The organism is Lyngbya sp. CCY1209, from assembly GCF_035615495.1.
Taxonomy (GTDB): Bacteria; Cyanobacteriota; Cyanobacteriia; order Cyanobacteriales; family Microcoleaceae; genus Limnospira.
Window position 1 is genome coordinate 1 of the sequence record NZ_JAJENU010000590.1, and the last position, 24,105, is coordinate 24,105.

Annotated in this window: 24 protein-coding genes; 10 read left to right on the forward strand and 14 right to left on the reverse strand. The window is 54.6% G+C overall.

The annotated features are described in order from the left end of the window. Positions 1 to 216: 216 nt before the first annotated feature. The 4 genes from LKE08_RS21570 to LKE08_RS21585 form a co-directional block, all read right to left on the reverse strand. Positions 217 to 1,212 (reverse strand): AAA family ATPase, encoded by a 996-nt coding sequence (locus LKE08_RS21570; protein ID WP_324706324.1) that lies wholly within the window; start codon positions 1,210 to 1,212, stop codon positions 217 to 219. Further along, positions 1,209 to 2,405: an ATP-binding protein gene (locus LKE08_RS21575; RefSeq protein ID WP_324706325.1), complete on the reverse strand. Its 1,197-nt coding sequence runs from the start codon at positions 2,403 to 2,405 to the stop codon at positions 1,209 to 1,211. The genes LKE08_RS21570 and LKE08_RS21575 overlap by 4 nt, the downstream gene beginning before the upstream one ends. 106 nt (positions 2,406 to 2,511) lie before the next feature. Beyond that, positions 2,512 to 5,163, reverse strand: a complete 2,652-nt coding sequence (locus tag LKE08_RS21580) for a C39 family peptidase (RefSeq protein ID WP_324706326.1) — start codon at positions 5,161 to 5,163, stop codon at positions 2,512 to 2,514. Positions 5,164 to 5,339: 176 nt separating this feature from the next. Further along, complete coding sequence (locus LKE08_RS21585; RefSeq protein ID WP_324706327.1) at positions 5,340 to 5,774, reverse strand: peroxiredoxin; 435 nt, start codon at positions 5,772 to 5,774, stop codon at positions 5,340 to 5,342. A gap of 197 nt (positions 5,775 to 5,971) precedes the next feature. On the opposite strand from LKE08_RS21585, the gene LKE08_RS21590 reads away from it, so the two are divergent. The 7 genes from LKE08_RS21590 (at position 5,972) to LKE08_RS21620 (ending at position 11,800) form a co-directional block, all read left to right on the forward strand. Further along, the gene (locus tag LKE08_RS21590; protein ID WP_324706328.1) at positions 5,972 to 6,223 is read left to right on the forward strand and encodes a hypothetical protein; all 252 of its coding nucleotides are present in this window, start codon (positions 5,972 to 5,974) and stop codon (positions 6,221 to 6,223) included. Between the two features lie 34 nt (positions 6,224 to 6,257). Then, positions 6,258 to 6,665, forward strand: coding sequence for an Npun_F0494 family protein (locus tag LKE08_RS21595; protein WP_324706329.1), 408 nt, complete (start codon positions 6,258 to 6,260; stop codon positions 6,663 to 6,665). Positions 6,666 to 6,951: 286 nt separating this feature from the next. Beyond that, entirely contained in the window at positions 6,952 to 8,421 is a 1,470-nt protein-coding gene (gene cobQ / locus LKE08_RS21600) for a cobyric acid synthase CobQ (protein ID WP_324706330.1), read from the forward strand. 258 nt (positions 8,422 to 8,679) lie between these two features. Continuing rightward, a complete protein-coding gene (locus LKE08_RS21605) occupies positions 8,680 to 9,549 on the forward strand; it encodes a MotA/TolQ/ExbB proton channel family protein (RefSeq protein ID WP_324706331.1) in 870 nt (289 codons plus the stop codon). A gap of 6 nt (positions 9,550 to 9,555) precedes the next feature. Continuing rightward, positions 9,556 to 10,140 (forward strand): biopolymer transporter ExbD, encoded by a 585-nt coding sequence (locus LKE08_RS21610; protein WP_324706332.1) that lies wholly within the window; start codon positions 9,556 to 9,558, stop codon positions 10,138 to 10,140. Between the two features lie 257 nt (positions 10,141 to 10,397). Then, positions 10,398 to 11,072, forward strand: coding sequence for an actin-binding WH2 domain-containing protein (locus tag LKE08_RS21615; protein WP_324706333.1), 675 nt, complete (start codon positions 10,398 to 10,400; stop codon positions 11,070 to 11,072). Positions 11,073 to 11,074: 2 nt separating this feature from the next. After that, positions 11,075 to 11,800 (forward strand): hypothetical protein, encoded by a 726-nt coding sequence (locus LKE08_RS21620; protein WP_324706334.1) that lies wholly within the window; start codon positions 11,075 to 11,077, stop codon positions 11,798 to 11,800. 10 nt (positions 11,801 to 11,810) lie between these two features. Here LKE08_RS21620 and LKE08_RS21625 read toward each other — a convergent pair whose 3' ends face one another. From LKE08_RS21625 to def, 4 genes are all read right to left on the reverse strand, one after another. Next, complete coding sequence (locus LKE08_RS21625) at positions 11,811 to 12,563, reverse strand: ZIP family metal transporter (protein ID WP_324706335.1); 753 nt, start codon at positions 12,561 to 12,563, stop codon at positions 11,811 to 11,813. Positions 12,564 to 12,801: 238 nt separating this feature from the next. Beyond that, complete coding sequence (locus LKE08_RS21630) at positions 12,802 to 13,404, reverse strand: fasciclin domain-containing protein (RefSeq protein WP_324706336.1); 603 nt, start codon at positions 13,402 to 13,404, stop codon at positions 12,802 to 12,804. Between the two features lie 1,176 nt (positions 13,405 to 14,580). Further along, positions 14,581 to 14,781 (reverse strand): hypothetical protein, encoded by a 201-nt coding sequence (locus LKE08_RS21635; RefSeq protein ID WP_324706337.1) that lies wholly within the window; start codon positions 14,779 to 14,781, stop codon positions 14,581 to 14,583. Between the two features lie 64 nt (positions 14,782 to 14,845). Further along, entirely contained in the window at positions 14,846 to 15,409 is a 564-nt protein-coding gene (gene def / locus LKE08_RS21640) for a peptide deformylase (protein WP_324706338.1), read from the reverse strand. 64 nt (positions 15,410 to 15,473) lie between these two features. Between def and LKE08_RS21645 the strand changes: the two genes are divergently transcribed. Next, entirely contained in the window at positions 15,474 to 15,779 is a 306-nt protein-coding gene (locus LKE08_RS21645; RefSeq protein WP_324706339.1) for a hypothetical protein, read from the forward strand. Positions 15,780 to 15,963: 184 nt separating this feature from the next. Continuing rightward, positions 15,964 to 16,818 (forward strand): 3-deoxy-7-phosphoheptulonate synthase, encoded by an 855-nt coding sequence (gene aroF, locus LKE08_RS21650; protein ID WP_324706340.1) that lies wholly within the window; start codon positions 15,964 to 15,966, stop codon positions 16,816 to 16,818. A gap of 333 nt (positions 16,819 to 17,151) precedes the next feature. On the opposite strand, the gene LKE08_RS21655 is transcribed toward aroF, so the two are convergent. Together LKE08_RS21655 and LKE08_RS21660 are read right to left on the reverse strand one after the other, a co-directional pair. Next, the gene (locus LKE08_RS21655) at positions 17,152 to 17,532 is read right to left on the reverse strand and encodes a response regulator (protein WP_324706353.1); all 381 of its coding nucleotides are present in this window, start codon (positions 17,530 to 17,532) and stop codon (positions 17,152 to 17,154) included. Between the two features lie 85 nt (positions 17,533 to 17,617). Further along, complete coding sequence (locus LKE08_RS21660; RefSeq protein WP_324706341.1) at positions 17,618 to 20,221, reverse strand: PAS domain S-box protein; 2,604 nt, start codon at positions 20,219 to 20,221, stop codon at positions 17,618 to 17,620. A 466-nt stretch (positions 20,222 to 20,687) separates the two neighbouring features. On the opposite strand from LKE08_RS21660, the gene LKE08_RS21665 reads away from it, so the two are divergent. Continuing rightward, a complete protein-coding gene (locus LKE08_RS21665) occupies positions 20,688 to 21,341 on the forward strand; it encodes a PEP-CTERM sorting domain-containing protein (RefSeq protein ID WP_324706342.1) in 654 nt (217 codons plus the stop codon). 84 nt (positions 21,342 to 21,425) lie between these two features. On the opposite strand, the gene arsC is transcribed toward LKE08_RS21665, so the two are convergent. The 4 genes from arsC to arsB are packed head-to-tail and all read right to left on the reverse strand — an operon-like array spanning position 21,426 to position 24,105. Next, a complete protein-coding gene (gene arsC / locus LKE08_RS21670; protein ID WP_324706354.1) occupies positions 21,426 to 21,818 on the reverse strand; it encodes an arsenate reductase, glutathione/glutaredoxin type in 393 nt (130 codons plus the stop codon). After that, on the reverse strand, positions 21,818 to 22,288 hold the full coding sequence (locus LKE08_RS21675) for a dual specificity protein phosphatase family protein (protein ID WP_324706343.1): 471 nt from the start codon (positions 22,286 to 22,288) through the stop codon (positions 21,818 to 21,820). The genes arsC and LKE08_RS21675 overlap by 1 nt, the downstream gene beginning before the upstream one ends. Positions 22,289 to 22,292: 4 nt before the next feature. Continuing rightward, a complete protein-coding gene (arsH, locus tag LKE08_RS21680; RefSeq protein ID WP_324706344.1) occupies positions 22,293 to 22,952 on the reverse strand; it encodes an arsenical resistance protein ArsH in 660 nt (219 codons plus the stop codon). A gap of 7 nt (positions 22,953 to 22,959) precedes the next feature. Then, positions 22,960 to 24,105, reverse strand: coding sequence for an ACR3 family arsenite efflux transporter (arsB, locus tag LKE08_RS21685; RefSeq protein WP_324706345.1), 1,146 nt, complete (start codon positions 24,103 to 24,105; stop codon positions 22,960 to 22,962).

The following is a 24,105-nucleotide window of genomic DNA, read 5'->3' on the forward strand; positions in this document are numbered from 1 at the left end:
TGGGGGGGATGGGGGCTGGGGGGGATGGGGGCTGGGGGGGGATCGAAGGGGGATAATGGGGGATCAAAATGTACCGCATAGCAGAGCCAACTGCTGTATAGCAACCGCCAAGGCGGTGAGGACACAATTGCCCTAACCGAGTCCACGCTTGCGTGGACTTTTGCGATGAGCTTTGAAATTCATTTGAAGGCGGATGAACTCATCGGAGCCATCCCATTATCGCGGCAATTGAAGGGAGATGGATTGAGCAATTTTGTGGGCAAGCTGCTTGAAATCTGAATCGACGCTCCGGACGGCAGAGACGTGGGCACCGATCGCACCATCGGCTGGTTTCAGATGAAACATCGGTTTACGTGCTTCTTGAGCCATCGGCATTAAGCTCTGATAATTTTTCAATAACGCCAGACAACTCTCATCGTTTTTGATGTGAATTTCTTGATAAATATCTTGTCCCAAAACTTCCTCATGATAAGTCTTCGGGATGCGTGTAATCCATCGCTGAAAGGCTTTTCCCGGACGATCTAAACGGACGGCGTGCTGCAAAATAACGTAGCCGATCGGTCGCATTTTTCCGAGGGGAAGCTGCAAATCATGCGCCGGATTTTTATTCAGTCTCTCGTTCCATTCGTCACCCCAGCGACGTAAAGTTGGCCCCAAATTTTTCAAGCCTTGCAGGGAAAATAAGTCCGGCGATAAAGGAACAACCACATAGTCCGCAGCAATTAACGCAGAACGATTGATGGCTCCCAAATTGGGACCCAAATCGACCAAAATGACATCAGATCGCAGTTGAGATGATGCCTTTTGTAACAACCTCCAAAATGCCGAAATCACCCGAAACGATCGCTCTTTTCGATCCAGACAACCGGGCCATTCCGACGATAAATCATCCTCGAAACCCGAAAGCTGCAAATCCCCGTTGAGCAGTGACAATCCCTCCTCGATTTCCTCAACCACCGGATCGGCTAAATCACCAATGCCTCGGATCAGCGGTTGAAAACAGCGAAATACAGTATTAGCCTGATTGATATCCCAAATTTCTTCTAACCGTTCTTCATCCAAAAAGGCGGAAGTCAAGTTGGCTTGGGGGTCAAAATCTGCGGCCAAAACCGTCAATCCCAAATCCCGATACATCCACGCCAAATGATAGACTAAGGAAGTTTTTCCGACTCCTCCCTTATTGTTAAAAAAGGCAATGATTGGCGGACTCATGAGAACCTCCGAACAATAACTGTCGTGTAGGTGTCATCTAACAAAAACTCCGGGGGTGGATTGCCATTTCTCTCCAATGCTCGTTTGGCAGTCGGAATGCCGTAACCAAAACGTTGCACATAGCCCAGATTTTTCATCACCTCTGCCAGGTGAGGATTGCGATAATCCGTCGCACCCCGCCCAAAATTTTCTCGGTTGACTTGTCCGAACAATCCCCCCGGATTTTGAATCTCGATGCGATCGCTAAACCAATAAATTTTGACAGGTGCATTGGTTTGTTCATAAGAACGGTGCATGACCGCATTTCGGGCAAACTGACGCAGGGCTTCGATCGGGTAGTCCGGTTGTTGCATTTCAACCGCATCACCGGTAATATCTGTGGCCACTGAAATATTAATTCTTAAAACTTCATCGAGCTGTCGCAAAATATCCCATATCGACCCGTCAATCTCTTTTTGATCCTTGATCGGATCGCCCAATTCTGTCCCTTCAATTCTGAGGAATTGAACGTAGTTTCCGGGGACAAATTGTTTCGGGTCTGTCCCGACCACAAGAATTCCCAAAACCGTCGGGTATAAATCGGGTTCGGGGGTGGTAAAACGAACGGATGCCAATTGCTGGGTGAGCGATCGCCGGTTTTCTTCTAACACTTCGGGAGCCAAGACGAATGGCAAATAGGATTGTTGAAAAAACTCCAAATTGAGATCGGTAATTGTGGCGGAGGGAAACGGTCGAAGATCGAAGGGTAGATCTCCGGCCCGCCGCTTTTCATTTAATCGGCGTTCTTCTTCCGGCGTTGCAGTCGCCCGACGGGGGCCGACCCGAATCCATGTCCGTCCGTTAAATCGAACTGGCGGCGCGTCGGAAGGTTCCACAACGATCGCCACAACTTCACAGTTATCGATCGCTTTTTGACTAACTGTCAAAACGGGAAATGGCAAAATGTTTCCGTCCGAACGCATATCGGCCAGTCGCAGCAATAGGTCATCGGTGATGGTCAAGTCGGCACAGGAACCGTCATCATTGACCCCGACAAAAATAACCCCCGGTTGGCGATGGTTGGGCAAGTCATTTGCAAAAGCACAGATCGCCTGACGAATTTTATTGCGATCGGAATCCGATGCCTTGCGCTCCACCCGATCGGACTCCAAATCTCTGAACAGTTGTTCTAATTCGCCATCGTCCATACTCATTCAGCTTCGGCTCAAAACGACCCAATTTAAATCCACATTTTAACACAGTCAAACACCGGGTCGATCGCACCAACCCGGCAGACACAGCCCAGTTTTCTCAACCCCTTTACGGCTCGATAAAATGGGCCCACACATTGCCGTCAGGTCCAGCCACCCGATCCAAATAGCCGTAAGAATAGACGATGCGGCGCCCCTCCGTGTTGGCGTAACCCGTGTAGGCATCCCCCCAGGGGTCGTTGACGATGTAGCCGTAGCGGTTATAGCCGATGATGGTGAGAATGTGTCCCGAAGGCGTCGTGTCCGCCCCCAACACCACCGGGCGATTATTCAGCAACTCGCTGCGAACTCCGGACCAGCGGCGGGTGGTACTGAAACTGCTTTTGAAACCGTAGGCCCGGATCATCGCCGACAGGACGCTGTGATCAGTCTGGGACCCCTGTCCGGCGTAGTTGAAACACCACTGCAACAGTTCGTCCTCCAACTGTCCGCCCCACTGCGATCGCAATCCATAGTAATACAGCACCATGGCGATGGAGGTGACGTTGCAGGTGGACCAGTAAAACCGGGGATTGTCCCGCTGGGAGAAATAGGGGACGTTCAATTCCACCTGGGGCGGAATCGGGTCGAAGCGGCGGCCCCCCCGCTGAAACTGCACGAATTTGGGGAAGACGTAGCCCGTATTGCCGAAGTCGGGCAGTTCCTCGGTGAGGGCCACCCGGACGTGGGTCTCGTCCACGCCGTAGCTGCTGACGCCGTAAACCCGGCCACCGGGGAGGGTGACTTTTTCCCGCTTGCCGAGGTCGTCGGCATCGACGGGGTGTTTTTTCAATACCGTTGTCTGTCCCACCGTCATGGTGATGGCGTCGGGGTCGTAGGCGATCGCTTCCCCGGACCGCAATAGCCGGACGTGCTGCCAATAGACGTACCCCACATTCCCGAAACCGGGGATAGATTTGTCCAGGGTGATGCGAAAATGGCCCCGGGTGGAGGCGTAGCCTTTGATGGCGAAGGTCTGTCCCAGCAACAATTCGGCGAACTGGTGGGGGTCTAGACTGGCAGAATCCACCGGTTTGGCCTTAATTTTGGTGGTGGTCGTCACCAACATTTGGGCGTTGATGTGGGTGTCGGGCACGTCTTCCGGGTCGAAGGCGAGGGTGGTGGTTCCCTTGCGGAGGCGGACGTGGCCTTCATACAAATAGCCGAAGGAACCGACGGGGGGGATGCCGTTTTCCAACAACACTTTCAAATGGCCGTCCACCAGGCCGTATTTGAGGACGTTGAAGGTTTGACCCGCCGCCAGGGCGATTTTTTGCTGGGGGTTGAGGAACGTCGAATCCAGGGGGGAGACTTTGAAGAGGGTATCTTCAATAATATCGAGTTGCAGCGATCGCCCCACGGTCATGGGATTTTCGCTAACGGTGATATTGATAATTTGACTGCCGACGGTCTGGCCGCGGGCGTCGGTAGCCTTCAGTCGCAGCCAGCGATAACCCGGTTCGCTGAATCCCGCCTCCAGGTTGACGGTCCAGGTTCCCGCCGCCTTGTTTAACATCACGTCCAGGGGATGGCGGTCTTCGGCCTCCAGGGACACCGCGATCGCCTTTTTGGCGTCGTAGCGGCCCTTGAGGACGACGGGTTGATTCACCAACACTTCCGGCGGGCCGTCGTAGGTGAGGGCGGGGGTGGGGGAAAAGGGGACGCCGCCGCGGTTGAGTCGGACGAAATCGGGGTAAAAATAGCCGGTATTGCCGAAACCGGGGAAATTTTCGGTTAAAGCCACTTTTAAATGTCCGTCTTCGGTGGTGTAACTCCCGACGCCGTAGATCATCCCGGCCGGGAGGTAAATCTGTTGGTCTTCGGGCAAATAAGCCGAGTCCAGGGGCTTTTTCTTGAAGGGGGTGGTGTTGACGACGGTGAGGGTTATGGCGTCGCCGTCGAAGGGGATTTCGCGATCGCTCTGAAACAGCCGAACGTGGTGGCGGTAGAGGTAGCCACAGCGTCCGTAACCGGGGAGCTCTTCGCGGAGGGTGACGCGGAAGTGGTCCGCGAGGCAGGCGTAACCCAGGGCGAGGTAAGTGGCGCCCCGACTCAGGGTTGGGATGCCGGTGTCGGGAAGTTGGGATGTGTCTTCGGGTTTGGGTTTGATGGGGGTATCTTCCGTCACCCAAATCAGTTTGGTTCCCGGCGGACTCGCGGGGAGATCTTCCGGGTCGAACCAGACCACCCGGGACCCCCGGACGAGCAATATATGTTCTTTATAAAAATAGCCCGATCGCCCCACGTTGGCGATCGCGTCCCCGAGTTCCACGTAGAGGTGATCCCCCTGCAATTCGCAGCGATCGACGGCCAATATTTCCCCGGCATTCAGGGTTTGTCGGCGATCGGAACTCAAGCGGTCTGAGGCGATCGGCCGCGCCTTGAAGGGCGTTTCTTTGAGAATTAACAACCGCGTGGAGGTGCCGACATTCGTCCCCACCGTCCCCACGCTCAGGTCAACGATCGCTTCCCCGACCGTCCGATCCCGCCCATCTTTTCCCCGCACTCGCAGCCACCGCTTTCCGGCCGTATTGAAGCCGCCATCGAGGCTGACAGACCAAATTTGCGATCGCGGACTCAGCGTGGTTTCTAATGGATATTGATCTTCGGCGAGGACGGAAATGGTTTCAATTTTTCGGGGGTCGTAAGCTCCGATCAATACGACGGGTTGATTGACGATAATATCGCTCGGGCCGAGATAGGTCAGGATCGTTTCACTCATGTTCCTCAAAAACCGTAGGGGTGAGAGCCTTGGGGGGTCAAATACGGCAGTTATTCCGTCTGGCAGACGCACACTCGCTAGGATAGCTCAGTCGGACACAAACAAAGCCGCCCCCAGAAAACTCTACGGGCGGCGCGGCACTGAAAACGGATGATTTTTAGATTTCCAAAAATTGACTAACCGACTTTCGACAAGATATCCTGGGCGTGGGTGCCGGTGTTCACTTTGTCGTCAACGTAATCGATGGTTCCTTCCCCGTTGATGATGTAGGTGACGCGCTTGGCGTAGCCGCCGCCGTCCACGTCGTAGGCTTTGGTGATGGAACCGTCCACGTCCGCCAGCAGTTGGAAGGGCAAGCCGTATTTCTCGGCAAACAGTTTGTGGGAGGCTTCGTCATCCATGCTGACGCCGAGAACTACCATGTCGCGGTTCTTGTAGTCTTCGTAGTTGTCCCGGAAACTCTCCGCTTCTTTGGTGCAGCCCGGGGTGTCGTCCTTGGGGTAGAAGTACAGGACTACCGTTTTGCCGGCGAAGTCGGACAGGGAAACCGTGTTCCCATCGGTGTCTTTGGTGGTGAATGCGGGGGCTTGGGTGCCGACGGATAAAGCCATCGATGAGTCTCCTCCTGAAAACGGATTGAATACGAGTTTGCTTTATTAAGTTATCTTAAGATATTTTGCGATCGATAATTAATAATTAATAATTATCAATCGCTCTTGGCGGTCAGGGCGCGATTGTGTAACGCTGAATACAGAAATTATTTTTAAAATTTGCAGTCCCGAACGGCGGGCGCTTGGGAGCGGCGGGCATGAAACTCAACCTCAAAATCACGGAAACGGGTCTGGAACCGAATTTCCCCCCCCTGATTGGATTGGGTTCCGCCTCGGAAGTCAGCGTCCCCGTTTGGGTGTACCTGACGGAAAGTCCCGACCCCCTGGCCCCGGAAGAGGCGCTGCTATTGTGCGAACGGACCCAAGGAGAGTGGGTCGCCTGGATTCCCGAATATGGGGAAGCGATTCTGTACCGGCAGCAATTTTTCGGGATTGGCGAAGGAGGCTGACAATCGATAATAATATGGAAAAATTTCGATTTCCATGACCGTCCAACCTTCCTTGATACAATCGATGCAGTATTCTCAGACGACGATCGCACGAGCCCGACGGGCGATCCGGTGTTCCCCGTTTCGACTGAAATTGTTGACCGACACTATCGATGAGAGCGTGAAACTCGGCGCCATCGCCGGACGTCGGGGTGTAGAGTTGGGATATACGCGATCGCCCCTGTCGGAATTGGGGGCCGAAGATGCCCTCCTGTGGCTGATCCGAGTCGGGGTACTCCGGCGAGAAGTGGACGGACAGGGGATCACCGACAGCTTTCGGCTCACGCCCCTGGGCCGGCAGGTGGTGAACCAACTGGCCGATCGCGATATCGAGAGCGATTCCCCCTCCTGGGGCGATCGTCTCGCCGACGCCCTCAACCGCAGATTGCGATCGCCACTTTGAAGGGGAAGGGGGGCAACGGTCAAGCGGAGGGAGCGGGGGAGGCTCCAGGAAGCAGGGGGGGCAAGTTTATATCAAAATCCAGTTTTTGAACTCCCCAAATTCCCCAATCATCTTCAGATGATTTTCGCTGTTAGCTTGGGAATTGATTCCCAAGCGGTGCAGATGTTCCACCCGTTTCTGAACTTCCCCCACTCCCCCCGCTCCCTCGGCTCCCTCCGCCCCCCCCGCCCCCTCCGCTCTCCCCGCTCTCCCCGCCTACACCCTACCCCCTACACCCCAATTCACAATGAAAGCAATCATGGTGGTCGGAACCACGTCCCACGCCGGGAAATCGATGCTGGCCACGGCCCTGTGCCGAATTTTACGGCGTCGAAATCTGCGGGTGGTTCCGTTTAAAGGACAAAATATGGCGTTGAACTCCTACGTCACCCCCAGCGGGGCGGAAATGGGTTACGCCCAGGCCGTCCAGTCTTGGGCGGCGGGCCTGACGCCCTCGGCGTTGATGAATCCGATTTTGCTCAAGCCCCAGGGGAACATGACCTCCCAGGTGATCCTCAAGGGCAAACCCGTCGGCACCCTCGACGCTTCCGAATATTACGAGAAATTCTTCGAGACGGGGTGGAAAACCATCACCAAATGCCTGGACTACCTGCAAGGGGAATTCGAGGCGATCGTCTGCGAGGGGGCCGGGAGCCCCGCCGAAATCAACCTCAAACACCGGGATCTCACCAACATGAGGGTGGCCCAATATCTGAACGCCACCACCCTGCTGGTGGCGGATATCGACCGGGGCGGGGTCTTCGCCCACGTCGTCGGCACCCTGCAACTGCTCGAACCGGAAGAACGGGCCCTGATCAAGGGCATCGTGATTAATAAATTTCGGGGGCAGCGATCGCTGCTCGATTCCGGGATACAATGGCTGGAGGAATACACCGGCATCCCCGTGGTGGGGGTGATCCCCTGGGTCGATTTCGGTCTCCCCGCCGAAGATTCCCTCAGCCTCCTCGACCGCCGTTCCGGTTCCCCGGACGCCGAGATCACGATCGCGATCGTGCGAATTCCCCGCATTTCCAACTTCACCGACTTCGACCCCCTCGACGCCGAATCCACCGTCAGAATCCGCTACGTCGATCCGGGGGAACCCCTCGGACACCCCGACGCCGTGATCCTCCCGGGTTCCAAAACCACCATCGCCGACCTCCAGATCCTCCAACAGAGCGGCATGGCGACCCAAATTCAACAGTACGTCGAAGCCGGGGGGCAGGTGATGGGCATCTGCGGGGGATACCAGATGTTGGGACAAGAAGTCTCCGACCCCTACGGCATCGAAGGTCAGCGGGGGGAATTCAAGGGACTGGGCCTGCTGCCCATCAAAACCGTGATCACCTCCCAGAAAATCTCCCGCCAGCGCCTGGTCACGTCCAACTCTCCCCAAATGGGCTTCCCCGTCGAAGGCTACGAAATCCACCAGGGCCGCACCCAAATCTTTAGCAAACAGGAAGTATTGCCCCTGTTCGACGACTCCAGTTTAGGGGTGGTGAACCTGCAGCAATCCGTCTGGGGCCACTACCTGCACGGGATCTTCGACAACAGCCCCTGGCGGCGCGGCTGGCTGAATCACCTGCGAAAACCTCGGGGCCTGGGAACCCTGCCGACGGGAATTCCCAACTACCGCGACCAGCGCGACCTCCTCCTCGACACTCTGGCCGATACGGTGGAAGAATATCTGGATATCGATACTATCCTGGAGAATTAGGGTCTCAGGTGTTGGGCAGAATTGATAATTCTAGCGCGGCGCGCGGGTGTAGGGTGTAGGGTGTAGGGCGCAGCCGGCCCCAGGCTAACAGAACTGTAAATGCGCGATCGCGAGACTTGCGATATCAACGATCAATTATCAATTGATTCTCTCCCTTGTTAGTTGTCCCGACGCGATTAAAATTGAGATTGCTTTCGTTGATCGAAAACTTTTGTTAACAATTTTGGGGTCTGGCAGATCTGGAGGACGAGAAACTACATGGATGTTCAAGAAATTTTTGCGAAGGGCGGCCCCGCGATGTGGCCCCTGCTGGTGCTGTCGATTTTATCGATCAGCACCATTATCGAACGGCTGTGGTTTTGGGGAAATACCCTGACCCGGGAACAGAAGATCGCCAATCGGGCGATCGACGCGGCCCGCCGGGGACAGTGGGGCATGGCGTATCAGATCGCCAAGCAAACCAACAATCGCCCGATGGGACGGTTTTTTTACGCCCCCCTGCGGCTGGCGACTCCGGACCCGGAACTGTTCAGCCTCGCCCTGGAATCGGCGGCGGAGGATGAGTTGGTCGCCATGCGGCGGGGGGATAAAATCCTGGAGGCGGTGATCGCCCTGGCCCCGATGTTGGGGTTGTTGGGAACGGTTTTGGGCCTGATCAACTCCCTCGGTTCCATCCGCCTCGGAGATATCGGTACCTCGTCGGCCGCGGACGTGACGTTGGGGATCGGCGAAGCGCTGATCAGCACGGCGACGGGCCTGATCGTGGCGATCGTCAGTTTGGCATTTTACCGCCTGTTTCAAGGGTTTTCGTTCAGCCAGGTGAAAGTGTTCCGCAAGGCGGGCAATCAATTGGAATTGCTCTACCGCCAGGATTGGCCCCAGGTGAAGGCTCAGATGCAACTGCCGGGGGAAGCGGAGGAGGAAGCCGCCCCGGAAGCGTCGGAAGAGGCGGAGGGGGACTATCCTTTGATTCGGGTGCCGCTGGAGGAGGAGGAGGACGAGGACACCCCCCTCATGTCACTTCGAGATGAGTCTTCCAACCATCGAAATCCCTTGATTCCACCTCCGCCCCCCGGGGATTCTCAGTGGTCCGAAGAAGAAGAAGATAAAAAAGAAACGCGGGAATAATAAGCTATGAAACTGAATGTAGATTCTGGCACCGACGAGGGGCGGATCGAGCTGCTGCCCCTGATCGATGTGGTTTTCTGTATTTTGACGTTCTTTATTTTGGCGGCCCTGCAGTTGACCCGCCAGCAGGCGATCAACGTGGACTTGCCCCGGGCGGGGACGGGGGAAACCCAGATGCAGAAGATGTTGATCGTGGGGGTCGATGCGGCCGGGGATACCTACATCGACCAGCAGCGGGTGAATTCCCTGCAGATGCAGCGGGCGTTGCAGCGATTTTTGCGCTGGAACCCCAGCGGTTTGGTGGTGCTCTACGCCCCCAAAGATGCCCGCTACAACGATGTCGTGCAGGTTTTGGACGAATTGCGGGCGATCGGGGGCGATCGCGTGGCTCTGGCAACGCTGCCGAGTTCGGCCGAACCCCCAGCCCAGCCCGGATCGGAGAATTTGCTGACCCCCACCGCCCCGGGCGGCGAGGTGACGGAACCCCCCAATCCCTTCCTCGACGAACTGCAACCGGAAAGTCCCCTGCTCCCGGGGCCAGGTTCCACCGATTCCCCCACCACTCCGGCATTTCCGGAGGGTGCAAATTAGCAATGAGAAAGAACCGGGCTTCGCTTCTGAAGCCGGTTTTTTTGCCGGTTTTTGCCCCGAAAATGACTGGACTACCAGGGCGATCGCACCCCTTCCGAAAATTATAATAATTTCTTAATTGTCCAATATTGGCAGTTGAATTAGAGCGCGAATATAATGGGCTCAAGTTCGACCATTTGGGAATGGATTGTCCCTCGTCGGTGTCCCCGGGTCATTGACGGAGCAAAGATTAAGTTTTGCGATCGCCAGGAGAGTCTATGAATTATTTTGCAACAGTCATGACGTTGTTGCGGGAGCGACAGCAGTTTTTGGAAGAGATCCGTCAGGGCAAACGTTTGAATTCCAAGTTGCTGGGATTGCTGGTTTCCAGCACCGCCTTTTTTGCTATCTACGGGGTCATTATCGGGGCTTCCAGCGGCCCGCTACAGGCGATTTTGTCGGCGATAAAGTTGCCGGCTTTATATTTATTGACGCTGATTATTTGCTTTCCGACCCTGTATTTTTTTAACGTCATGTTTGGGTCGAAACAGACGTTCAAACAATATCTGGCGCTGCTGATGGCGGCGATGGCGGAAATTAGCGTCTTGCAACTGGGTTTCGCCCCCGTCGCCCTATTTTTTATGTTGAGTACCAACGATTATCAATTTTTTAAAATCCTGAATGTCGGCATTTTTGCGATCACCGGAATTTTGGGAATCAAGTTTTTCTACGAAGGCATGAAGTTCATGACAGAGGAGGATAGCGAAGGGGCAAAAATTCGGCTCAATATCGTCCAGTTGTGGCTGATATTATACGCCTTTGTAGGCAGTCAACTGGGATGGACGCTGCGGCCGTTTTTTGGCGCCCCCGGCGAACCGTTTCAAATTTTTCGGGAACAGGATAGTAATTTTTACTTGAATGTGTTTCAGTCCATTGGCGAACTGTTTCAATAAAAATGGAGTCAGATCTGAGCCGTTTGAGGCTTTCTAAAGGTGAATTGGGAGAGCTGACGGGTATCGATTTCGAGGATAGTCTCGCCGGGGGCTTGTGTCAAAATACCACGGTTCGAGGCGTGATTTCGGGTCGAATTTGGCACGATCGCGGGCGGCTTTTTTCCCTGCTGACGGCGGAGGCGATCGCATTCCTGATGACGGCGATCGTTTCCCTTCCCCTCGCTCTGGTGCTGGTGCGCGATCGCCAAATCTCCCCCGCCGCTTCCGCAACCACCGACTTGATCTTGTGGCTGGCGGTGGGGATCTCCGTCCTCCTGACGATCGCCGTCAATTTCTGGGTTTGGTGGCAAGTTCAACCGCTGTCGGTGCTGATCCGGCTGTTGGACGATGTGGACAAATACAACCGCGTTATCCAGGCGATCGAAATCCGCGATCGCCTCGCCTCTTCCGGAAAGAGGCCCTCGCAAAGCGTCAGCCAGGGGGAGGTGCTCAAAACCTTGGAATTGACGCGGGAAAGTTTGGTCTGCGGTTTGAGTTCGGAACGGATTTTGAGGGAAAATCAAGGCCGAGGATATGAATTATTTTCGGATTTGGAAAATAACCTGTCCGCACTGATGGCGGTGGACGGAACCGACCGGGCGAATGAGTACGGACAACTGTTAAATGATGCCCTGGAAATCGGGATGAGCGTCCACCAGGAAGTCCGCAAGTTGAAGCGAAATCCGTGAGTTGGGGGGGTCAAAACCACAGGTGCAGGGCCATCATCAGCAAAAAACCGAAGGCGATCGCGCTGCCGATTTCGGTGCGATCGCCGCCGCAAATTCCCTCCGGAATCAGTTCCGTAAACACCAAAAATCCCATCGCCCCGGCGGCAAACGTGAGGGCGTAGGGGAGGAGTTGTTGGAAGAGTGTCACCGCGAAGAAGGCGGGTGCGGCGGCGAGGGGTTGGGGCAGACTAGAGGCGATCGCGAACAGGACGCAGCGGTTGACGGAGACGCCCTCGGCCCTCAAGGGCAGGGCGACGGCCAGCCCCTCGGGGATGTTTTGCAGGGAAATCGCGATCGCCAGCAACAACCCCAACTGTTCGGTTCCGCTCCCCTCGGCACCGTAGCCCACCCCGACTGCCATCCCCTCCGGGAAACTGTGGATGAACAGGGTCCCCAAAACCAACAGGATGCGGCGGGCCGAACGGCCGCGGATGTCGCCGATCTGAAATTCTTGGTCGCTCATCAGATATTCGCTGGCGATAAAAAACAGGGTTCCCAGCAGCAACCCGATCAGTGCCGGCGGGTAGCCACTCCGCCGGATCGCCGGAAAAATCAGGTCGAAAACCGAAGCCGACAGCATCACGCCGCCGGCCAAAGCGTACCCCCGCCGCGACCATTTTGGCGACAGTTTGGGGACGAAATAAAAGGGGACGGCCCCCAACCCCGTCGCCAGCATCGTGATGATGGCCGCCGTCATCATCGTCAGAAACAGTTGGGTCTCCATAATCGCAATTAATTTTCAATTTCGGATGAATCCGCCGGATTCACCCGATTTCAAAGTCGCAGACGGGCGGCGAGATGGCATCTTCCTTTCGGATGACCTTGGGATTTTAGATCATGTCCGCTTAAACAGTTATGATTCCTCGGTGCCATCTTCTGCAGCGGCTTCAAACTTTTGCCGATTGCCTCTTGCCGATTGCCTTTTCTCGACGTTAAGTGTCAGTATTCAAACGGACTTGATATTAGTCTGGCAAAACCATGACTTTATCGATGACGTGAATCACGCCATTTTCCGCTTTGATATCGGAGTCGATCACCGTCGCATCCTGAACCATCACCGCATCGGAACCGACATCGACGTTGACGGGGGTTCCTTCGGCTGTCATCACTTCGCCGGACTGCAACTCTTCCGAGGTGACGATGCCGGGGACGACGTGATATTTCAGCAGGTTCGTCAATTCTTCGAGACTTTCCGCCTTCATGAGATTTTCTAACACGGTTTCCGGAAGGTTGGCGAAGGCTTCGTCCGTGGGGGCGAAGATGGTAAACGGTCCCTCTTGTTGCAGGACTTCGAGTAATCCCGTCACCCGCAAAATGGTCGCCAGGGTGGTGAAGCGATCGTCGGACAGGATGATTCCGACGATACCTTTCCCGACGGCTTCATTGAGAATATCCGAGGGAAATTGTGCCGTTTCTGTCGCCGATTCGGATGTCTGGCTGCGTTCCAATTGGGGGGAAGTTGCGGCGATCGCGGCAACCGATCCGGCCGACAGACTCAGAAGCATTCCCATCCCGACCGAAAGAACAGTTTTCGGGAGGTTTTTGGCGCGATCGCGGTTTTTCATGTTCCTAACTCCTGGGTATAGATTCAAATCGAATCACCCTCAATCATAGTTAAACTTCCCGGTTTGTCAAGTCAACTCTGCCAATCTGGCTGTCAGAAACCATTTGTAATTGTTCCGCCCCCCAAACCCCCAATTCTGGGGGCTTTGACCGTTGCAATTTGTGTTCGCGAATGATTTCACGCGGTTATATATAGCAGTTGCCTATCTGCTGCGATACGGTTCGATCCCCCTAAATCCCCCTTAATAAGGGGGACTTTGAACTCGGAATCGTCCCTCGCAAACCGGGGATTCGATCCCCCTAAATCCCCCTTAATAAGGGGGACTTTGAGCCCAGAATCGTACCTCGCAAACCGGGGATTCGATCCCCCTAAATCCCCCTTAATAAGGGGGACTTTGAGCCCAGAATCGTCCCTCGCCAGCCCGGGATTCGATCCCCCTAAATCCCCCTTAATAAGGGGGACTTTGAGCCCAGAATCGTCCCTCGCAAACCGGGGATTCGATCCCCCTAAATCCCCCTTAATAAGGGGGACTTTGACCCCAAAATCGTCCCTCGCAAACCGGGGATTCGATCCCCCTAAATCCCCCTTAATAAGGGGGACTTTGAACCCGGAATCGTACCTCGCCAGCCCGGGATTCGATCCCCCTAAATCCCCCTTAATAAGGGGGACTTTGAACCCGGAATCGTACCTCGCCAGCCCGGGAAACGCTGTCTAACCTTTCATAATTGATCGCCAATTGAAAGACAATCCTCTCAAGAGGATTTTCGCCAGTAGGGGCGCAAGGCTTGCGCCCTCGGGAATCAATTCCCAAGCGGTTTGTCGGAAATTACAGATATGCGATCGCCTTGGATAGATAGAAGCGATCGCCATTATCGCGATCGCGTACTGATGTAAATTGTCCGGTGCGTTCCCATATCATCGACCGATTTAACCGATAATGGGCGAGTGGGAACGCACCCTACACAAATTTCAATCAAAGTCCCCGTATAAATAAAAGCGAAGCATCCTTTGGCTTCCCCTTTACTAAGGGGGACGGGAGGGGGATTTAAGGGGGATAATGGGGGATTTTTCACGTCTCAATCGATCGCACAATTTCCAAAAAATCCGATTCTTAAAAACTGATGGGGGACAAAACTTGCCCCCCAATCTCAACTCGAATTCGAGCGAAAATTCCCGGCTACTGATTGGCGCGGGCGTCCTGAACGGCGGCAAAAAACAGCAACACCGATAAGGGAATACTCAAGGCGAGAATAATTCCGGTGATCGTCCCTCCGAGTTCCGGTTCGCCGGAGGAGAGTTCAAAGATCGAACCCACGGCAGCGATCGCGGCGATGCACGATCCGCCCAAAAACAGACCACTCTTTGGCGTTCCTACCATTATCAGCTTTTACCCCACCTGAATTTAAATTGTTCTTGTCATCCACTCTACGGCAAATTGCCAACTATTTCACCGGCTTGACTGCTTTCGGAGAAAACTTGTATTTCGCCAATTCTTCATTGAGGGCTAACTGATTTTCGACGCGATCGACGAACAGCACCCCCTGCAGGTGATCGATTTCGTGTTGAATCGCCCGGGACAGCAACTCCGTCGCCTTGAGGGTGCGGGGACGGCCGGTTTCGTCTTTGAAGGACACTTCCACCACTTCGGGCCGCGTCACGTCCATGTAAACCCCGGGAATGCTGAGGCATCCTTCCTGGAAGGGGGAAATGTCCCTGCCGGACTTTTTGATGCTGGGGTTGATCAGCACCAGGGGGGGGTTGGCGGCGTTGTCGGGTTCGCAGTCGATGACGATCACCTGTTTCTGAATGCCAACTTGGGGGGCGGCTAACCCGATGCCGTCCGCGCTGTACATGGTTTGCAGCATCTCCCGCACCAGCTTGCGGATGTCATCATCGACGCGGGAAACGCGCTTGGCGGACTGGCGCAGCACGCGATCGCCCAGATAATGAATGTCGAGGGGGGGCGTTTCTAACTTTTGCTTTTCAACCAGAACTTGAGAAGTCATGGAATGGTTACTCGCTGTTCGTTAACACTCGTTCATATTCGATTCTAATGGAGATCCCGAAATCTTGGCATCTCGCGAAGGTGGGAAAATCCGCCCCCCGGGACTGGGGCCGTTTTATTGGGGCGGAGGGGCGGAGGAGGCGGAGGAAGCGGAGGAAGACAATAAATTTTCCTTGACTTTTGGGGGGAGGTGTGCTAGGGTCGATATAACTCAGGCAATCTATCGAACAACCGAACCCGACCCATGTCTGCTCAACCTCAAAATTACTTTTATTTTTGGTTTAGAATGGTTCACTTGGAGTGAATCCAGCTCTGCATGGAAACTTCAGGTGAACCGCAGCATCAGGTCTGCGGTTTTTTTATTGATTTGACAACACTTTGAAAAAGGCAAAACATCGCAATGACTTCTAACACCGTCTGGTTTTATCGCTTTTACTTTTGGGCCCGAATCGGTTCCGGGTGAGCGATCGCGCTGTTTTTTGCCTCCCCCCGGAACCCGCCACGGTTTCGGGTTTTTTTTTGACGATTCCATCACAAATTTAAGGAGAACCTCCCATGTTAAACGCCAAACTCGCATCCAAATCTCACCCCGAGCACCAAAGCCGCGTCCGAATCACCGACCGGGTGGCGGTCGGCGGGCCGGAGTTGCTGATCGCCGCCGGCCCTTGCAGCGTGGAAAGTGCGGAACAGATGGAACGGGTGGCTGTGGAATTGGCCCCGGCCCCCGTCCAACTGCTGCGCGGCGGCGCCTTCAAACCTCGGACTTCCCCCTACTCCTTCCAGGGCCTCGGCTTGGAGGGACTTCAAATATTGGACGGGATTCGACGCCGCCACGGGGTGCCGGTGGTGACGGAGGTGATGTCGATCCCCCAACTGGAGGCGATCGCGGCCCATGTGGATATGCTGCAAATCGGCAGCCGCAATATGCAGAATTTCGAGTTACTTAAAGCCGTGGGACGGTCCGGAAAACCGACGATCCTGAAGCGGGGGTTGGCGGCGACTCTGGAAGAATTCGTGATGGCGGCGGAGTATGTCCTCAGCCACGGCAACCCGAATGTGGTGTTGTGCGAACGGGGTATCCGCAGTTTCGACTCCTACACGCGGAATGTGTTGGACCTGGGGGCGGTGGCCGCTTTGAAACAGTTGACCCATTTGCCGGTGATCGTCGATCCGTCCCACGCGGTGGGGTTGCGGGAACTGGTGGCGCCGCTGGCCCGGGCCGCGATCGCCTGCGGTGCGGACGGGTTGATTGTGGAGTGCCACCCCGTACCGGAACAGTCGGTTTCCGATGCGCGGCAGGCGCTATCTTTGGATGAGATGGTGGCGTTGGTGGAGGACTTGCGGGCGATCGCTCATGCCGTGGGGCGGCGGGTTGCCGGTGTGGCGGCGCCGGACGCGATGGCGGCTTGAGGTGGAGTGGAAGGGGCGATCGCGCTTTTTCATCTAACCCTGGTTTGCAGCGGTTTTCTCAGTCGCAACAACCAGCGGGGAATCAATTCCCCGCCTCAAAGCTAAAGTCCTCTCAAGAGGACTGAAATTAAGTCATTATAAGGTTTTCAGTCGGTTTCAACCGACTTGAGCTATTAGCCTGGGAATTGATTCCCAGGCGGGTGATTGGGTCGGGTTGAGAATGGTGCTATCTAACTGGATCTTCAATCAAAACATCCCCCTCATATCCCGGCAGCAAGAATTTGCCGTCATGCCCGCAGGGCTGACGCTGGAGGGTTGAGGGCTTTTCAATTGTCACCCGTCGGCATCCAAAAGTTTTTCCACCTCTTGCGCCAGGGTGAGGGGATTGAAGGGTTTGGCGATCAGACCTTTGACTCCCATCCGTTCAAAACTTTGGCGATCTTGGGGGAGGACTTTGGCGGTGAGGAGGATGACGGGAATCTCTTTCAAACCGGGGGTTTGTTGGAGGCGATCGAAGAATTCAAACCCGTCGATATCGGGCATCGATACATCTAAAAGAATCGCATTTGGGGATTCAGTTTTGGCTTTGACCAACCCCTCCTGACCGGAATCTGCCGTGACCACATCCCAGCCGCCGAGATCTTGCAGGCAGACCTGGACGATTTCCCGGATGCGTTCTTCATCGTCGATAATTAAAATTTTTTTTTCTACCATCGATCGCTTTTTTTTAAGTTCCAATAATCTGCTGTAAAGTCCGATCGCGATCGCCCCCAAAATCAACGGCTCGACACCGCCCACTTCAGATGTCCGGGCGGGGCAAGGTGAAGTAAAATTGACTCCCCTTTCCCAACTCGCTTTCGACCCAAATGTTGCCGCCGTGTTGTTCGACGATACTCCGACAAATCGCCAGACCCAAACCTGTGCCCCCTTTTTGGCGGGAGTCCGAAGCGTCCACTTGCAGGAACCGCCCGAAGATCGCGTCGAGTTTGTCGGGGGGAATGCCTCGGCCGCGATCGCTTACTTGAAATATTACCTCATCGCCCGCCGTCCGGGCGGATAAAATCACCGGGGTATTCGGCGGCGAAAATTTGATGGCATTTCCCACCAAATTGGTCAGGGTTTGGAGAACGGCGTCGGGGTCGGCCCGAACTCGCGCCGGGGTGGGGCGCATCTGGAGGATGACGGATTCCGAATCCGCGATCGCCTGCAAACTCGCGATCGCCCGCCGCATCAAGTCTTCCGCCCCACAGTCCTCCATCTTAAACTCCGCCCGCCCCGACTCCAACCGCTCGATGTCGAGAATATCGTTCACCAGCCGCACCAGCCGCTCCGTATCCAGCAGGGCGATTTCGATCAGGCGGTGGAACGTCTCGGGTCGGTCGTCGTACAACCCGCAGGACAGCAGCCCCAAGGACCCCCGGATCGCCGTGAGGGGGGTCCGCAATTCGTGGCTGACGACGGAAATAAATTCTTGCTTCATCTGCTCCATCGCCCGCCGTTCGCTGATATCCTGAGCCTGTCCGATGAAGTAGAGGGGATCGCCGGAACTGTCCCGGATCAGGGACACGCTCAACAGCGTCCAGACCTCGTATCCCCGTTTGTGGACGTACCGTTTTTCCATGTGATAGTAGGGGATCTGGCTGTCGAGCAGTTGCCGGACCGATTCCAATTCGATTTTCAGGTCTTCGGGGTGGGTGATGTCGTCTATCCTCAGAGAAAGGAACTCCCGCTCCGAATAGCCGACCATCTCGCAAAAGGCCCGGTTGACCTGTATGAAAGTCCCGTCGAGGTTGACGAGCCCCATCCCCACGGCGGAACTCTCGAAGGAGAGGCGGAAGCGCTCCTCGCTGTTTCTCAGGGCCTCCTCCGCCCGCTTGCGATCGCTGATATCCTGAATCTGAGAAATCAAATAGAGCGGCTGTTCGGTTTCGTCCATGACCAGGGAAACGCCCAGCAGCGCCCAAATGACCCGGCCGTCGCGCCCGAAGTAGCGCTTTTCGATCTCGTAGGTGCGGATCTCCCCCTTCAAAACCTGTTTGAAGAGTTGTAAGTCGGTGTCGAGGTCGTCGGGGTGGGTGATCTCCTGGAAGGTGAGCGCCAGCAATTCGGCCTCGGTGTAGCCCAAAATTTCGCACAGGGAGCGGTTCACCTTCAGCACGCGCCCGGTGCTCGACACCAAGACCATGCCGGTGGCGGCGTCCTCGAAGGCGGTGCGGAAGCGTTCCTCGCTTTCCCGGAGTTGCTTTTCGGCCCGCTTGCGATCGCCGATATCTTCCGCAAATCCGACGAATCGCAGGGGTGCCCCCCTCTCATCTCGGATCACGCTCACTTCTGCGGCGACCCAGCGAATTTCGCCGTCGGGCCGGACGATGCGATATTCCCGCCGCAGGGGAGTTCCCCGAAACTGTTCTCGCAGGGAACTTTTGACCCAATCGCGATCGTCGGGATGGATGGTTTCGAGCCAAGAGTCAGGGTTCTGATAGAGACTCTCGCAACTTCGGCCCCAAATTTTCTCGTAGGCGGGACTCACGTAAATGTACTCCCCCGAGTCGGCCCGCCGCAGGAAGAAAAACTGGCTGACGGTGGAGGCGATTTCGCGAAACCGCTCTTCGCTCTCCTGGAGGGCGAGTTCGGCCCGCTTGCGATCGCCGATATCCTCGACGATGGCCAGGTCGGAAATTGGCATCCCGTCCGCACTCCGGACGAGGGAAAGGCTGACGTGAGCCCAAACGGGGTTTCCGCTCCGGCACAAATAGCGTTTTTCCAGGGTCAGGGATTCGATGTCTCCCCGGTACAGTTTCGCCATCGCCTCCCAATAGGTTTTGAGATCCTCCGGGTGCGTGACTTCAAGATAGGTTTTTTGCAAAAGTTCCGCTTCCGAGTACCCCAACATCTGGCAAAATCGGGGATTGACGCGGATGAATCGCCCAGTGGTGACGTCCGCCTGGTTGATCCCCACCGCCGCCTGGGTGAAGACCGCCTCCCAGGTGGCTCGGCAGTCCGGCATCGCACCGCTACAGCGCCGCCGATCCAGTTGCGTTTCGATTCTCAGCAGCACTTCGGAGCGATCGAAGGGTGAAATTAAATAGTCCGCCGCCCGGAAATTTGAGGCGCGAATCTCCCGAAATACGGCCTTGGAGTCGGCCAGGAGGATGATGGGAATGTTTCGGGTCGTCCGGTCGGTTTGCAATTGTTCCGCGATCTGCACATCGCTCAATTGTACGTCGAGAAGGATCAAGTCGGGGCGCAGATTTCGCGCCTTCGAGACGATTTCATCCCCTCGATCGGTCAGCTCGATCCGATAATTGTTTTCCAGCAAGATTTGAGCCAGTCGGCGCCGGGATTCGGAAGGGTCTGCACCTATTAAAAGTGTTGTCGGAGGTATGGGAGACCGAGAAACCATGATCTGGTGTTCGTTCGAGAGGGTGAATGGACGGCATAATCGTTGTCCGGGCGATTGGAAGCGATCGCTCCTTCGGATCTGACGGCGAGATGAATCGTCGGTGAAAAATAGCGCGATCGCACAACTTTCAACAGCTTTTTATATGACCAGTTTACCCCGCCACGTCGGCTAAATACGGAATTTCGGCGGTACGGACTCCCCGACTCCATTCATCCCCCCGCATCGTGTCGCGATCGCAACTCGGACACCCGCTCTCCGCATCGGCTATTAATTTTACAGAAGCTTCATCCGAAAATTTGCTTTTTTTACATAGCCCTCTTGTTTATCAGGGCATCCCATTGTTTACTAGAAGTAGATGTTTATGCATTAAAAATTTCCGAAACTTTCACAATTTTAGCCGTGTAATTTCACGCTTAAAAGGCGAAATTTCGGGGAAATTGTTCCCCAAATATGGGAGAAAATAGAAATGAAAATTGCGGTTAAAAAAATAGCATCGAGTTGCGGGATCGGGCTCCTTTCGGTGCTGGCGATCGCGTCCCCCGGAACTGCCGCCGTATTCTACGATTTGGAGTTTTTTGACAGAGAACAAAATTTAATCGGGACGGGGGAGTTCAGCCACGAAGACGACCCGTTTGAGGCAGTCGTCGAGTTGTGCCCCCCATCGATGCCATCTTTTCTCTGTGGAGAAACCCTAGAAATAACTCGCGAAGACCAATTTTTTAGGGTGACAAACTTTTCATCGACCGTACCGGGTTTGGGTTTCTCATTGTTAATTGAAGGGGAAAGAACCGATTTATTTTGGCGACCTTTCGACGAGGAACGGGTTGCCAGTATTTCTCCTTGTAGAAGCCGATATTGTGGCGGCCGGAAACTTTTCTTCAATGAAAATTCGTGGTTTGACGGTATCGGCCGGTCTGAGGTGACTTCAATACGCCGGATGACGGCGACGGAGTGGAGTTCGGTTCTCGACGGGAGTAGCATTCCCGAACAAGTCAAGTTCGATCTTTCGGGAACCTGGACGGCGACGCGACGGACAAGCGTACCCGAACCCGCTTCAATCTTCGGATTGATCGCGATCGGCGCCTTGGGATCACTTCGCCTGAAACGCGGGGACGGCTGAGGATTTCCCGCGATCGCTTTGGGGGAAGTGACCCGAGTTTCCAAAAGAATAAACCCGAACCAATTGTCCGGGTTGAGAACTGCGCTAAGATAGTTTTTGAATCAGTTTTTCGACCCGTTCTTTCACTTCCCCCCTCACCCGAGGAAAAATCTCCGGCTTTTCGGCGGGATCGTCCAACTGCCAATCTTCAAATATCTCCCGCATCACCCACTCTTCCGGCAAATTGACGCCACAGCCGCACAGGGAAATCACCGCATCATAATCTTCTGGACTAAACTCGCTCAAAGCATTGGAGGTTTGGTCGCTAATATCGATTCCCACATCCGCCATCGCTTTGATAGCGTGGGGGTTGACTTCGCTACTTTCCAAACCGGAACTGGTCACTTCAATTATACCCTTTCCCATCACTTTTGCAAACCCCTCCGCCATTTGCGATCGGGACGAATTTTTCTTGCAGACAAACATCACTCGTTTCATCATCGATCTCCTGATTCTATTGATAGGTTTTGCAGAAATTGCATTTGTGCCTCCCGCAACTCGACGGCGGGATTGGCTGTCAAAATGGTCTGTATGGCATCTGGGTAAGATGAACCCAAACCGATTAAATAAGCGGCAAGAAATGTCCCCGTTCGCCGTCTCCCGCTGGTACAGTGAACCGCGACGGCACGGTTTTGTTGATTTTGAAGGGTGACGAAATCTTGTAACTGCTGCATCTGTTCCCGACTGGGTGCGGTTCCACCTTTGACGGGTATCCAAAGGTGAGGAAAATTCGCCTTTTCGTACAGGTCTAAATTGGACGGATCGTCCATTACGGAAACGATCGCCCCAATTCCCGCCGCTTTCAATTCGGGTAATTCTGCCGCCGTCGGCTTGCGAACCCCGGCGATTTTTTTGGGAATCACCCACCACAAATTTTCGGAAATCGGTTCGGTGGCTTGCGGTTCCATTCCATCAATTCGATTGGGTTTCCAGTGCTTTTTGTGCCGTTTCGACAATTTTTTGTCGGCTTTTTTCTTTCCGTTCGCTGTGGCGATCGGTCAGATAATCCACCTTATCCCGCAGCAGCAGGGTAAATTTATACAGTTCCTCCATCACGTCCACCACGCGATCGCGATAAGGTGAATCTTTCATCGTCCCATCTTCGTTAAACTCCTGATACGCCTTCGCCACCGAGGATTGATTCGGAATTGTAAACATCCGCATCCAACGCCCCAAAATTCGCATCGTATTCACCGCATTAAACGATTGGGAACCCCCGCTGACTTGCATCACCGCCAAAGTTTTTCCCTGGGTGGGACGAACCGCCCCGATACTCAACGGCACCCAGTCAATTTGGTTCTTTAAAATCCCGGTAATATTGCCGTGCATTTCCGGAGAAGACCAAACCTGACCCTCCGACCACTGGCTGAGTTCCCGCAGTTTTTGCACTTCCGGATGGGACTCCTCGACGCGATCGCGCAAGGGCAGATCGTGGGGATGAAAAAACCGCACTTCCGCCCCCATATCCGCAATAATTCTCGCCGCCTCTTCCGCGAGTAACCGGCTGTACGATCGCTTTCTCAGGGAACCGTACAAAAACAAAATTCTGGGGGGATGATCGAAATTATCCATGATTCAATTAACACTTCAAACAACGGGGATCGAACAACGTGGCTTTTTCCGGTTCTCGGGGAAACCAAAACGCCGTTTTTTGGCAAAATTTCACCAGCATCAACATCACCGGCACTTCAATTAACACCCCCACCACAGTCGCCAAAGCCGCCCCGGAATTGAGTCCGAATAATGTGACTGCGGTGGCGATCGCCACTTCAAAATGATTGCTGGCCCCGATCAGCGCCGCCGGTGCGGAATCTTCATAAGACAGCTTCATTTTCAACGCGATAACATAGGTGATAAAAAAGATGAAGTTGGTTTGGATAAACAGGGGTACGGCAATCAACAGAATGTGCAGGGGATTCTCGACAATCAGATCGCCTTTGAACGCAAACAGCAAAACCAAAGTGATCAGCAAAGCCGCCGTCGAAACCGGACTCAAGTATTTCAAAAATTTGCGATCGAACCAAGCCTTCCCTTTGTGCTTGAAAATCCAATAGCGACTGTACATCCCCGCCGCCAACGGCAACCCCACATAAATCAAAACCGACAGTAAAATCGTCTGCCAGGGAACCGCCAAATTATTCGCCGACAGCAGCCACCGTCCCAAAGGAGCGTACAAAAACAGCATCGTCAGGGAATTAATCGCCACCATTACCAAGGTATGGCCTTGGTTGCTGTAGGACAAATAACCCCACATCAAAACCATCGCCGTACAGGGGGCAATTCCCAACAATATCGTCCCGGCAATATAGGAGTCCGCCAGGGAAACTTCCGCCCCCCGCAGCATCTCCGTCCCGGTGATCAGAGGGCGAAACAGCCACCCCAGAAAAAACTGGGCAAACGCCACCATCGTAAAGGGTTTTATCACCCAATTTACAATTAAAGTTAATAATACGGGTTTGGGGGTTCTCGCCGCGTTCACCGCCTGGGTAAAGTCAATTTTTACCATGATGGGATACATCATGAAAAACAGGCAAATCGCGATGGGAATCGACACCTGATAAACGCTCATCGAGTCGAGGGTGACGGCGACTCCTGGAAATAAACGACCGAGGGCGATACCTCCGAGGATGCAGAGAATCACCCAAACGGTCAGGTATTTTTCAAAGAAACTGAGTTGGCCGCCGGCTTGGACAGCCGATTGATTGATGGGGGAATTGCTACTCAT

Bases quoted from the DNA above. Each gene is read 5' to 3' on its own strand.
- LKE08_RS21570 (WP_324706324.1), bottom strand. From the start codon at position 1,212: ATGAGTCCGCCAATCATTGCCTTTTTTAACAATAAGGGAGGAGTCGGA.
- LKE08_RS21575 (WP_324706325.1), bottom strand. From the start codon at position 2,405: ATGAGTATGGACGATGGCGAATTAGAACAACTGTTCAGAGATTTGGAG.
- LKE08_RS21580 (WP_324706326.1), bottom strand. From the start codon at position 5,163: ATGAGTGAAACGATCCTGACCTATCTCGGCCCGAGCGATATTATCGTC.
- LKE08_RS21585 (WP_324706327.1), bottom strand. From the start codon at position 5,774: ATGGCTTTATCCGTCGGCACCCAAGCCCCCGCATTCACCACCAAAGAC.
- LKE08_RS21590 (WP_324706328.1), top strand. From the start codon at position 5,972: ATGAAACTCAACCTCAAAATCACGGAAACGGGTCTGGAACCGAATTTC.
- LKE08_RS21595 (WP_324706329.1), top strand. From the start codon at position 6,258: ATGACCGTCCAACCTTCCTTGATACAATCGATGCAGTATTCTCAGACG.
- cobQ (WP_324706330.1), top strand. From the start codon at position 6,952: ATGAAAGCAATCATGGTGGTCGGAACCACGTCCCACGCCGGGAAATCG.
- LKE08_RS21605 (WP_324706331.1), top strand. From the start codon at position 8,680: ATGGATGTTCAAGAAATTTTTGCGAAGGGCGGCCCCGCGATGTGGCCC.
- LKE08_RS21610 (WP_324706332.1), top strand. From the start codon at position 9,556: ATGAAACTGAATGTAGATTCTGGCACCGACGAGGGGCGGATCGAGCTG.
- LKE08_RS21615 (WP_324706333.1), top strand. From the start codon at position 10,398: ATGAATTATTTTGCAACAGTCATGACGTTGTTGCGGGAGCGACAGCAG.
- LKE08_RS21620 (WP_324706334.1), top strand. From the start codon at position 11,075: ATGGAGTCAGATCTGAGCCGTTTGAGGCTTTCTAAAGGTGAATTGGGA.
- LKE08_RS21625 (WP_324706335.1), bottom strand. From the start codon at position 12,563: ATGGAGACCCAACTGTTTCTGACGATGATGACGGCGGCCATCATCACG.
- LKE08_RS21630 (WP_324706336.1), bottom strand. From the start codon at position 13,404: ATGAAAAACCGCGATCGCGCCAAAAACCTCCCGAAAACTGTTCTTTCG.
- LKE08_RS21635 (WP_324706337.1), bottom strand. From the start codon at position 14,781: ATGGTAGGAACGCCAAAGAGTGGTCTGTTTTTGGGCGGATCGTGCATC.
- def (WP_324706338.1), bottom strand. From the start codon at position 15,409: ATGACTTCTCAAGTTCTGGTTGAAAAGCAAAAGTTAGAAACGCCCCCC.
- aroF (WP_324706340.1), top strand. From the start codon at position 15,964: ATGTTAAACGCCAAACTCGCATCCAAATCTCACCCCGAGCACCAAAGC.
- LKE08_RS21655 (WP_324706353.1), bottom strand. From the start codon at position 17,532: ATGGTAGAAAAAAAAATTTTAATTATCGACGATGAAGAACGCATCCGG.
- LKE08_RS21660 (WP_324706341.1), bottom strand. From the start codon at position 20,221: ATGGTTTCTCGGTCTCCCATACCTCCGACAACACTTTTAATAGGTGCA.
- LKE08_RS21665 (WP_324706342.1), top strand. From the start codon at position 20,688: ATGAAAATTGCGGTTAAAAAAATAGCATCGAGTTGCGGGATCGGGCTC.
- arsC (WP_324706354.1), bottom strand. From the start codon at position 21,818: ATGAAACGAGTGATGTTTGTCTGCAAGAAAAATTCGTCCCGATCGCAA.
- LKE08_RS21675 (WP_324706343.1), bottom strand. From the start codon at position 22,288: ATGGAACCGCAAGCCACCGAACCGATTTCCGAAAATTTGTGGTGGGTG.
- arsH (WP_324706344.1), bottom strand. From the start codon at position 22,952: ATGGATAATTTCGATCATCCCCCCAGAATTTTGTTTTTGTACGGTTCC.
- arsB (WP_324706345.1), bottom strand. From the start codon at position 24,105: ATGAGTAGCAATTCCCCCATCAATCAATCGGCTGTCCAAGCCGGCGGC.